Annotated in this window: 10 protein-coding genes and 1 other RNA gene; 2 read left to right on the top strand and 9 right to left on the bottom strand. The window is 72.8% G+C overall.

Features of this window, described 5'->3' with window-relative positions; genetic code table 11:
• Positions 1–237: 237 nt before the first annotated feature.
• From rnpB to ACL02O_RS02480, 3 genes are all read right to left on the bottom strand, one after another.
• An RNA gene (gene rnpB, locus ACL02O_RS02490) (RNase P RNA component class A) lies at positions 238–647 on the bottom strand.
• Positions 648–806: 159 nt separating this feature from the next.
• Entirely contained in the window at positions 807–2,219 is a 1,413-nt protein-coding gene (locus ACL02O_RS02485; RefSeq protein WP_412816267.1) for a hypothetical protein, read from the bottom strand.
• Complete coding sequence (locus tag ACL02O_RS02480; RefSeq protein WP_412816266.1) at positions 2,216–2,725, bottom strand: SigE family RNA polymerase sigma factor; 510 nt, start codon at positions 2,723–2,725, stop codon at positions 2,216–2,218. The genes ACL02O_RS02485 and ACL02O_RS02480 overlap by 4 nt, the downstream gene beginning before the upstream one ends.
• Before the next feature lie 123 nt (positions 2,726–2,848).
• Here ACL02O_RS02480 and ACL02O_RS02475 point away from each other — a divergent pair, with 123 nt between their 5' ends.
• Positions 2,849–3,610: a sulfite exporter TauE/SafE family protein gene (locus tag ACL02O_RS02475; RefSeq protein ID WP_412816265.1), complete on the top strand. Its 762-nt coding sequence runs from the start codon at positions 2,849–2,851 to the stop codon at positions 3,608–3,610.
• A 72-nt stretch (positions 3,611–3,682) separates the two neighbouring features.
• Here the strand turns inward: ACL02O_RS02475 and ACL02O_RS02470 are convergent, their stop codons facing one another.
• Complete coding sequence (locus ACL02O_RS02470) at positions 3,683–4,915, bottom strand: MFS transporter (protein ID WP_412816264.1); 1,233 nt, start codon at positions 4,913–4,915, stop codon at positions 3,683–3,685.
• Between the two features lie 56 nt (positions 4,916–4,971).
• On the opposite strand from ACL02O_RS02470, the gene ACL02O_RS02465 reads away from it, so the two are divergent.
• Positions 4,972–5,451, top strand: a complete 480-nt coding sequence (locus ACL02O_RS02465; protein WP_412816263.1) for a MarR family winged helix-turn-helix transcriptional regulator — start codon at positions 4,972–4,974, stop codon at positions 5,449–5,451.
• A gap of 143 nt (positions 5,452–5,594) precedes the next feature.
• On the opposite strand, the gene mctP is transcribed toward ACL02O_RS02465, so the two are convergent.
• The 5 genes from mctP to ACL02O_RS02440 all read right to left on the bottom strand — a co-directional run bounded on the left by mctP (position 5,595) and on the right by ACL02O_RS02440 (position 10,500).
• On the bottom strand, positions 5,595–7,244 hold the full coding sequence (gene mctP / locus ACL02O_RS02460) for a monocarboxylate uptake permease MctP (RefSeq protein ID WP_412816262.1): 1,650 nt from the start codon (positions 7,242–7,244) through the stop codon (positions 5,595–5,597).
• A gap of 58 nt (positions 7,245–7,302) precedes the next feature.
• Complete coding sequence (locus ACL02O_RS02455; RefSeq protein WP_412816261.1) at positions 7,303–7,545, bottom strand: DUF3311 domain-containing protein; 243 nt, start codon at positions 7,543–7,545, stop codon at positions 7,303–7,305.
• 164 nt (positions 7,546–7,709) lie between these two features.
• The gene (locus ACL02O_RS02450) at positions 7,710–8,930 is read right to left on the bottom strand and encodes a bifunctional RNase H/acid phosphatase (RefSeq protein ID WP_412816260.1); all 1,221 of its coding nucleotides are present in this window, start codon (positions 8,928–8,930) and stop codon (positions 7,710–7,712) included.
• A 5-nt stretch (positions 8,931–8,935) separates the two neighbouring features.
• Complete coding sequence (locus ACL02O_RS02445; RefSeq protein WP_412816259.1) at positions 8,936–9,673, bottom strand: zinc ribbon domain-containing protein; 738 nt, start codon at positions 9,671–9,673, stop codon at positions 8,936–8,938.
• A complete protein-coding gene (locus tag ACL02O_RS02440) occupies positions 9,670–10,500 on the bottom strand; it encodes a Nif3-like dinuclear metal center hexameric protein (protein WP_412816273.1) in 831 nt (276 codons plus the stop codon). Before ACL02O_RS02440 ends, ACL02O_RS02445 begins: the two co-directional genes overlap by 4 nt.
• Positions 10,501–10,541: the final 41 nt, after the last annotated feature.

The following is a 10,541-nucleotide window of genomic DNA, read 5'->3' as shown; positions in this document are numbered from 1 at the left end:
CATGGGCACGAGCGGGCACGAGCCGTGAACCACTCCCGTGCCACGAGCAGGCGATTCCGGCATCTCGGGGCGATGATCCTCGTCCTTCCAAACTGAAGCTCCGCCAGGGCGTCGCCAGGGCGTCAGGGCGCGTCCCCAGGGCGTCAAACGCCGGCCAAAGTTGACCAACGGCGACCATCGACACCTGAACATACAAACAGGCCAGAGCCTTGATCGCGGCTCTGACCTGGTGGGCGACGGACGAGTCGACCTGTACGCCGGATTCTGTGACCGACGCGGCCCGAAGGCGCGTCGGCGGCGGCCATCCATCTCGGCCTGCCGTCGCCGGCAGGCTCCAGCGGCCTACCCGCAGACATCGGGCGGGCAGCCCTCGAGCGTCTGCGCGGACCGTCATCTTGCGGTGACGACCCTTTCTTGGCCTTGCTCCGGGTGGGGTTTACCGAGCCATCCCGGTCACCCGGGATGCTGGTGGGCTCTTACCCCACCGTTTCACCCTTACCGTCCCGTTTCGGGCCGGCGGTCTGTTTTCTGTGGCACTGTCCCGCGGGTCACCCCGGGTTGCCGTTAGCAACCACCCTGCCCTGTGGAGTCCGGACGTTCCTCGGCGACGGGCCGCAGCCCGTCGACGCGGCCGCCCGGTCGACTCGTCCGTCGCGCACTCATCCTAACGACGCCGTCGCCGCGCCCATTTCCCACCCGGCCGCATGAGAGTCAGTTGGCTGCTTCACCAACTGCCCCGCGCTGTGCCTGGAGGAGCGAGCCGGGCGGGAGCGGCCAGACCACCGCTCCCGCACCAGCACCGTCCGCTACCAGGCCGAGACGAGTTGCTCGTTGAAGATCCGCTCGCCCGCCGCCGGCTCGCGCAACCGCTGCGAGGCGAGGACCTTGCCGTTCGCGTCCAGCGCCCGCAGGGTCACCTCCGCCCCCATGGGCACGGAGAGGATCGCGAAACCGCTGTCCACCGGGGCGGCCGAACGAGCCCCGGCGGCGCTCTCCGCCTCCACCTCGACGGCGTCGGCCGGCCAGGGAGCCACCAGCAGTTGGTCGGTGAGGACGGCGTGCCCGCCGACCCGGGCCGGCACGCGTACGGCGATCAGCCCCGGGGAGGTGCTGACGGTGGTGGCCACCAGCGCCCAGTCGGCCCGGCTCGCACCGAGGGTTTCGGTGTCGTCGGGACGGGCGTCGTCCGGCCCGGCCGTGGCCAGCAGGGCCTTCGGGGCGGCGCCGAGCTGGAGGATGTACGGTCCGACGCCCGCAGCCGGGCCGGCGATGGCGGCCGCAATGCCCTCGCCGGGGATCCGCCCGGACCAGCGGCGCACCGGGCCGGGCGTGGCCGGCAGGCCCGCACCCTCCGCGAGCGCCCGGTACGACGCCACCGCCGCCTGCTCCGCCGCTCTGAGCTCGTCGCCCTGAACGGGAACGGCCTCGTTGCTGAACTCCCCGGTGCGGTAGCCGACCGGCCCCTGTTCCCGGATCGCGCCGTCGCACTCGACCCGCCACCAGCCGCGGATGCGCTGTTCGGTGAGGAGGAGGTAGCCGGGCGTGGGGACGCTCTGCCAGCTCCGTCGCACCGCGCCGTCGGCGTCCACCGTCGCCGACGGGGCGGCGGTGACGGTGCAGCCGGCCGGGGCGAGGCCGAGCAGCCAGGTGCGTCCGTCGACGCTGTCGCCGAGGACGGAGAACGGCGACACCGGCAGGTTGCTCACCCCGCCGGCCCGGATCAGCTGCTGCGACGTGGCCCCGATCGGGCCGGTCCTCGACACCAGCGCCGCGGCGGTGTCGGAGTGGTAGGCGACCACGACGGTGCGTACCCCGGCGGTGTCGTCGGCGAAGAGCACCTTCGCGGTCGGCAGGGCGCGGCTCATGCCGACCCGGTCGCGATCCTGGTCGAAAGTCCGGGCCAACTGGTCGACCAGCGGCCGGTCGGCGCCGAGACTGCCCCGGGTGGGCGAGTCGAGGAGCCGCCAGACCCAGTCGCTGGTGACCGGATAGCCGGATGCCCCCTCCGGGTCCCCGAGCCAGGTGCGGAGACCGCCGACTCCGGCGACGGGCACGACCAGCACCGTGGCGAGCAGCCCGGCGAACAGCGCCCCCGCCCCGGCCCACCGGACACGCCGGCGCCGCCGGGCGTGACGCAACAGCCGACCGTACGGGTCGTCGTCGGGGACCACGGAGGCGGCGACCCGGGCCAGTCCGTTGCGCAGTTCGTCCACACTCATGCCGGTTCCCCTTTCAACTCGCCGGCCAGGTCGGGCAGCCGGACGTCCAGCACCTCACGCAGGCGGGCCAGCCCGCGGGCCGCCTGACTCTTCACCGTCCCCAGGGAGCAGCCCATGACCGCCGCCACCTCCGTCTCCGGCAGGTCCTCCCAGTAGCGCAGCACCAGCACGGTGCGCATCCGGACCGGCAGCCGGTCCAGCGCGGCGAGCAGTTCGTCCCGGACGACCACGCCCTCGGTGCTGTCCGGGCCGGCCCGCTCGGGCACGGTCGAGGTGAGCAGCTCCCGCAGCCCGACGCGGCGCCAGCGGCTGGTCCGCTCGTTCACCATCGCCCGCCGCACGTACGCCATCGGTTCGTCGACCCGCCGCCAGTGCCGCATCACCTTGAGCAGCGCCTCGTGCACCAGATCCTGGGCGGCGTCGCGGTTGCCGGTCAGCAGGTACGCGGTGCGCAGCAGGTCGGCGTAGCGGACCTGCACGAACTCGCGGAACTCCGGGTCATCCATCCGTTGACCCCCCGTCGTGACGGTGCACAGCTCACTCCCTACGTCAGGTCCGGTCGCAGAGAACGACGCGGCAGGGTAGCGAAAAGTTGAGTTCCGGCCAGGGCGTACTAGCCTCCGGTAACCATGAACCTCTCCGACGCCGCGCTCCTGCTCGCCGCCGGTCTCGCCGCGGGCACGGTGAACGCGGTGGCCGGGGGCGGTTCCCTGATCACCTTCCCGGCGCTGATCGCCACGGGCCTGCCCCCGGTCCCGGCGAACGTCAGCAACTCGGTGTCGGTCTTTCCGGGCTACCTGGCGAGCGTCGCCGGCAGCCGGCAGGACCTGCCGCACGGTCGCCGACTGTGGAGCCTGCTGCCCACGGCCGTGCTCGGCACGGTCGTCGGCTGCGTGCTGCTGCTGGCCACCCCGGCGCGGGCGTTCGAGCTGGTGGTGCCGTTCCTGGTGCTCGGCGCGACCGCCGTACTGGCCTTTCAGGACCCGCTGCGCCGGCTGGTCGGCCACCCGGCCGACCTCAGCCCGCGCCGCCGTACCGTCACCGTGCAGGCGATGGTCGCGCTCGGCACGGTGTACGGCGGTTACTTCGGTGCCGCGCTCGGCGTGATGCTGGTGGCCGGGCTGGCCCTGGTGCTGGACTCCACCCTGGCCCGGGTGAGCGCCATCAAGAACCTGCTCTCGGCCGTGGTGGGGCTGACCACGCTGGTGGTGTTCGCGCTCTTCGGCCCGGTGGACTGGGCGGCGGTCGCGGTGGTCGCGCCGGCCACCCTGGTCGGCGGGTACCTGGGCGCCCGGCTGGTGCGGCGGCTGCCGCCGGTGGTGCTGAAGACCGTCATCGTGGTGTTCGGCACGGTGATCGGTCTCTACCTGCTCTACCGCGCCCTGGGCTGACCTTCCGCCCGGACGAGGGACCGCCCCGGCGCGACGCTGCGCCGGGGCGGTCCGCCCACCACGAGGGGAAGGTCAGTACGCCTCGCCGACCGGCTCCTCGGGCGCGTGCTCGTTGCGCCGGGCGGCCGAGTTCCACCGCGACCAGAGCAGCCGCTCGCCGTAGCCGGCGGCCATCACGTGCGCGAAGGCGAGGTAGACCAGCACGCCGGCGGCGAGCACCCCGAAGCCGACCCAGAACGGCAGGGCCAGGCCGTGCTCGGCGAGCTTGCCGGAGATGATCGGGGCGGGCGCGGCGGCGCCCCAGCGGACCAGGTTGAACGCGCCGGTGGCGACGCGGCGGTCGCTGGAGCCGAGGCCGAGCGCCAGGTCGGTGAGGTTGGCGTTGGCCAGGCCCATGAACAGGCCGGCGAGTACCAGCACCACCAGCGACATGGCGGTGCCGGTGGAGGTGGCGAAGAGGATCATGCAGACCAGCAGGCCGGCGATGGCGACGCCGACGGTCTGCACCGCGCCGATCCGGTGGGCCAGCCGGTGGCCGATCACCAGGATGCCGGCGGCCAGGCCCAGGCCCCAGCCGGTGAAGGCCAGCCCCAGCGGGATGACGTCGAGGTGCAGGTAGAGCGGTGTGTAACCGAGCACCACGAAGAAGACGAAGTTGTACGCGGCGGTGACCACGCAGAGGGTGATGAACGCCGGCTTGCGGTAGGTGGAGAAGATCTGGCCGAGGCGTACCGGGGCCTGCTTGCGGGCCGGCTCGCGGAGCCGGCGCGAGGCGACGGCGAGCGCCAGCACCATGAAGACGCCGCAGACGAAGAACGGCAGTCGCCAGCTCACCTCGCCGAGCAGGCCGCCGATCAGGGGTCCGACGGCGAAGCCGAGGCCGAGCGCGGTCTCGAAGAGACCGACCACCCATTCCCGGTCGTTGGCGAGGTTGACCAGCACCACCATGGCGGTGGCGAAGAACATCGCGTTGCCCAGCCCCCAGACGCCGCGCAGCGCGGAGAGCTGCACGATGTCGTTGCTGAACGAGGCGAGGATCGCGGCCGCGCCGACCACCGAGACGCCGGTGATCAGCACGGGTTTGAAGCCGAACTTCCCGCTGGCCAGGGTCGCCGGGATCATGCCGACCGCCATCACCGCGATGTACGCGGTGAAGAGCAGCTCGACCTGCCAGGCGGTGACCCCGATCGCCTCGCCGATGGCGGGCAGGATCGGGTCCACCACGGCGATGCCGGCGATGGCGAGGAAGGCCACCAGCGTGGTGGCGTAGATGGCACTGCGGTTGGGTTCGGATCGCCGATCCACTCCGCAACCTCCCAGATAGCTGTATTGTACAGGTAATTCTGTTGTATCATACAGCTATGAGGGACGACCACACGACCGGATCGGCTCAGGACGACGAAACCCTCGGCCGGATCGAGACCGAGATCGCCCTGCTCATGCGGCTGGGTGAGGCGACCCGCCGGGCCACCGGCACCGCCGAGCACCGGGTGCTGGACCGCGCCGCGTACGTGATCCTGCGGCACCTGGACAAGGCCGGCCCGCAGAACGTCTCGGCCCTGGCGGCCCGGCTGAACCTGGACGGCTCCACGGTCACCCGGCAGGTCTCCGCGATGCAGCGGGACGGCCTGATCGCGCGTACCCCCGACCCGGTCGACGGGCGCGGCACGGTGATCTCGCCCACCGCCGCCGGGTTGCAGCGGATGGCGGCGGTGCGCGCCGCCCGCACCCGGCTCTACGGCGACATCCTCGGCGCCTGGGCCCCCGACGACCGGGACACCCTCGCCGACCTGCTGCACCGGCTCAACGAGGCCCTCGACGCGCGCAACCGCCGACGCTGACGACGGTCGACCCTCCCCCTGCGAGAAGACCGAGGGGGAGGGTCGGGGATCGTGCGGCACCGGCGCCGACGGCACCGGTACGCGGGTGAGGCGACCCGGCTCGTCCCCGACCAGGGGGGGGCGGGGACGAGCCGGGGGGCCGCTCAGGCGACCGGCTCCCGGGCGGAATCCGCGTCGCTCTCGGTGCCCGGGGTGACCCGCGGGTCGCCCTCGTCGGCGAAGTAGTCGTCCGGCGAGGTGGCGTCCCCGCCGTCGGCCACCTTCGTCGCCCGCAGCACCAGCGTGAGCAGCGCGGCGACCACCAGGTTGACCAGCACCGCCACGATGCCGACGTAGATCGTCTTCGGGGTGTCGAAGCCGAACTTGGACAGCGGGAAGGCGGACCCGGCGAAGTGTGCCCGGGCCGGGCTGGACACCTGGTAGAGCATCCACATGCCCATGCCCATGCCGGCCACCCAGCCGGCGATCAGCGCACTCCGGTGGAACCAGCGGGTGTAGAGGCCCAGCGCCACCGCCGGCAGCGTCTGGAGGATGATCACGCCGCCGATGAGCTGCAGGTCGATGGCGTACTGCGGGTTGAGGAAGATGATGAACGCCAGGGCGCCCACCTTCACCAGCAGCGACGTCACCTTCGAGACCTGTGCCTCCTGGGCCGCGCTGGCGTCCCGCTTCAGGTACTCCTTGTAGATGTTGCGGGTGAACAGGTTCGCCGCCGCGATCGACATGATCGCCGCCGGCACCAGCGCGCCGATGCCGATGGCCGCGTACGCGACCCCGGCGAACCAGTCGGGGAACATCTGGTCGAACAGCAGCGGAACCACCGTGTTGCCGTCCACGCTGCCCGCCGTGGCCCCGGGCAGCGGCTTCACCTCGGCCGCGATGGCCATGTAGCCGAGCAGCGCGATCAGACCGAGCAGCAGGCTGTACGCCGGCAGCGCGGACATGTTCCGCTTGATCACGTCCCGGTTCCGGCTGGCCAGCACGCCGGTGAGGCTGTGCGGGTAGAGGAACAGCGCCAACGCCGAGCCGAACGCCAGTGTGATGTACTGGAGCTGGTTGTTGGCGCCCAGCAGGATCCCGTCGGCCGGGCTCGGTGACGCCTTGAACTTGGCGTCCGCCGCGTCGAAGATGCTGCCCCAGCCGCCCAGCTTGTACGGCAGGTAGAAGACCGCCACCAGGATCACGATGTAGATCAGCGAGTCCTTGACGAACGCGATCAGCGCGGGCGCGCGCAGCCCGGACTGGTAGGTGTAGGCCGCCAGGATCGCGAAGGCGATGATGATCGGCAGGTGCCGGGCCACGGCGCTGTCGCCGGTCACGCCCATGGTCTTGAGCACCGCTTCGATGCCGACCAACTGCAGGGCGATGTACGGCATGGTCGCCACGATGCCGGTGATCGCCACCAGCAGCGCCAGGACCGGCGAGTCGAACCGGCTGCGCACGAAGTCGGCCGGGGTGACGAAGCCGTGCCGGTGCGACACCGACCAGAGCCGGCACAGCACCAGGAACACCAGCGGGTAGATGACGATCGTGTACGGCACGGCGAAGAAGCCCATCGCCCCCGCGCCGAAGATCAGCGCCGGCACCGCCACGAAGGTGTACGCGGTGTACAGGTCACCGCCGACCAGGAACCAGGTGATCCAGCCGCCGAAGCTGCGCCCGCCCAGCCCCCACTCGTCGAGGTGCGCCATGTCCCGCGGCGCCCGCCACCGGGCCGCCACGAAACCCATCGCGCTGACCAGCAGGAAGAGGATCGTGAAGATGATGATCTCGGTCAGGTGATCGCGCCACATCACAGCATCACCTTCGTTCGCGACTGCGGGACTCGCAGGCCCGGCTCATTCCTCGCGCTCACCGGTCACCCCGCTTCTTGGTCAGCTGGTAGACCACCGTGGTGGTGGCCACGCCGAGCACGATGTAGGCCAGTTGCAGCCAGTAGAAGCGCGGGAACCCGAACAGCCGGGGCGAGTCGGAGTTGAAGAAGGCCGGGATCAGCGGCACCACGATCGGTATGAAGAGCAACCAGTTCCAGGGGCTGTGGTCCTTCGCCCTGGATCGCGCCGTTGTCGGCGCCTCCGGTTCTGGTGCAGCCATGTGACACACCTCCGGGAAGTCGTAACTTGCCATGTGACGGCCGGAGGCTACGACCCTGTGAGTGCGGTCACGTTCAGCCGGGCGATCCCGGTGCGCCGAGCGGCTGCCCGTGTGCGCCGAACGGCGATCACGGGCGGCTGGGCGGCCGGACGGCCGGCACGGGATCAGAGGTCGATCAGGTGGGCGGTGTCGTTGACCGAGCGGACCGCGACGCCGCCGTCCGGGTAGAGGTCCAGCACCGAGACGCCGGCGGTGTCCAGGTAGAGCCGGTGCAGGAAGGCGTCCCCGGCGGCGAGGGCGTCGCGCAGCACCAGCTTGATCGGCGAGACGTGGGAGACCACCACGACGGTCTCCCCCGGGTATCCCCTGCCCAACCGCTCGACCGCCCGGCCGGTCCGCTCGGCGACCGCGACGAACGACTCGCCCTGCGGCGGGGCGATCCTCGTGGAGGCGAGCCAGGCGTCCAGCTCGCCGGCCCAGCCCTCGCGCACCTCGGCGAAGGTGCGCCCCTCCCAGACCCCGAAGTCGCACTCGATCAGGTCGTCGTCGGTGCGCACCGGAGGGTTGCCGACCAGCGCGGCGATCGCCTCGGCGGTCGCCGTACACCGGGCCAGCGGCGAGCTGACCACCGCGGCGACGGACGGCGCCAGGGCGGCCACCCGGGCGGCGGTGGCGCGGGCCTGGGCCCGACCCCGATCGGTGAGCGGAACGTCTCCGCGGCCCGAGTAGCGCTTCTGCACGGTCCGCTCGGTCTCCCCGTGCCGGACCAGGATCAGCCGGGTGGCCTCCTCGGTGGGGCGCGGCTCCCAGGAGGCGGGCGTGGTGGCCGGGTCGGTGCCGGTCGTCCGGCCGGTGGCGGCACGGGCCGCCACCTCACGCGCCGCGGCACGGGCAGCCGAGTCGGGCGCGGCGACCTCGCGCGGCGGCTCCACGATCCGCGGCGGCTCCACCGCCGCCCGGGTCGGGGCCATGCCGGCGGCGGCGTCCATCGCCGCGTTGGCCAGGGCGTCCGCGTGCTTGTTGCGCTCCCGGGGCACCCAGCTGAACCGGACGCTGTCGAACCGGCCGACCAGGCCGGCCGCCTGCGCGGCGAGCGGGCGCAGCCCCGGGTGCTTGATCTGCCAGCGGCCGCACATCTGCTCGACCACCAGCTTGGAGTCCATCCGCGCCTCGACCTCGACCGCGCCCAGCTCGGCAGCGGCCTCCAGCCCGGCGATCAGGCCCCGGTATTCCGCGACGTTGTTGGTGGCGGTGCCAATGGCCTCGGAGCGCTCGGCCAGCACCTCGCCGGTCTCCGGGTCCCGGACCACCGCCCCGTAGCCGGCCGGCCCCGGGTTGCCCCGGGACCCGCCGTCGGCCTCCACCACGACCGCGCGCACCGCCACGACGGCTACAGCCCCGACTCGCTGGTCCGGACCATGATCCGCCGGCACTCCTCGCAGCGGACCACGTCGTCCGGGGCGGCCTTGCGGATCCGGGCCAGGTCGGCGCCGGAGAGCTCCAGCCGGCAGCCGCCGCAGCGGGCGCCGGTGAGCAGCGCCGCGCCGAGGCCGGTGTCCTCGCGGATCCGGTCGTAGAGGGCGACCAGGTCGCTCGGGAGGTCGCCGGCGAGCGGCTGGCGGGCACCGCGCTTGAACTCCTCGTCCTTGGCGATCTCGGCCAGGCTCTCCTCGCGGCGCTGCTCGGCGGCGGCCCGCCGGTCCCGGGCGTCGGCGATCCGCCGCTCCACGCCGTCCAGCACGCCCTGCGCGGTCTCCCGCTGCTCCATCAGCTCCAGCTCGGCGTCCTCCAGGTCGCCCTGCCGGCGGTTCAGCGAGACCAGCTCGTGCTGGATCGCCTCCAGCTCCCGGGCCGGGCCGCTGCCCGCGGCGAGCCGGGCCTCGTCCTTGCTCTTGCGGGCGCGGACCTGGTCGATGTCCTTCTCCAGCCGGGCGATGTCCCGGTCCAGGTCGTCGACGGCCACCTGGGCGCGGACCCGCTCGTCCTCGAGCGCGGAGAGCTCCCGCGCGAGGGCCTCCAGCTCGGCCAGCTCAGGCAACGTGCGACGCCGGTGGGCGAGCTGGGCGAGGGCGGTGTCGATCGCCTGCAGGTCGAGCAGGCGGCGCTGCACCTTCGGGTCAGCCTTCACGGTCGGGGCTCCTTGTCGTCCGGTCGGGGCGCGGCGGCGTGCACGGTCCACGGGTCGGTGTCCAGGTCGGACACCATGGTCTCGACGCCCAGCTCGTCCCGCAGGTGGGCGGCCAGGTCGTCCAGCCAGGGTCGTTCGGTCGCCCAGTGGGCGGCGTCCAGCAGGGCCGGGCCACCGGCGGCGAGGTGCTCACCGGCGGGATGATGGCGCAGGTCGGCGGTGAGGAACGCGTCCACCCCGGCGGCGGTCGCCTCGGCGAGGAAGCTGTCCCCCGAGCCGCCGCTGACGGCGAGGGTACGAACCATACGCCCGGGATCCCCGGCGGCGCGAACTCCCCAGGCGGTGACGGGGAGCACCGCGGCGGCGCGCCGGGTCAGCTCGGCGAGGGTCATCGGGCCGGGCAGCTCGCCGATCCGGCCGATCCCCCGCCCGGGGCCGTCGGCCGGCGAGCCGGGACGCGGACGGTGCAGCGGACGCAGCCCGGTCAGCCCGAACCGGGCGGCGAGGGCGTCGGAGACGCCGGGATCGGCGACGTCGGCGTTGGTGTGCGCCACGTACAGCGCGACGTCCGCCTTGATCAACCGGTGGACGATCCGCCCCTTGTACGTGGTCGCGGCGACCGAGGAGACGCCCCGCAGCAGCAGCGGGTGGTGCGCGACGATCATGTCGGCCCCGGCGGCGAGCGCCTCGTCAACCGTCTCCGGCACCACGTCGACCACGCAGGCGACCCGGCGCACCGGGTTGGCGGGCTCGCCGAGCACCAGGCCGACCCGGTCCCACTCCTCGGCCCAGCCGGGCGGGTAGCGGCGGTCCAGCGCGGCCACCACGTCGGCGACCGTGGCTGGGGATCCGGTTGTGCTCACGGGCG

The sequence above is a fragment of the Micromonospora mangrovicola genome (assembly GCF_047200535.1).
In the GTDB taxonomy this organism is placed as follows: domain Bacteria; phylum Actinomycetota; class Actinomycetes; order Mycobacteriales; family Micromonosporaceae; genus Micromonospora.
Note: the sequence above shows the minus strand (reverse complement) of the source record. Positions and strands in the feature narration are given on the sequence as shown.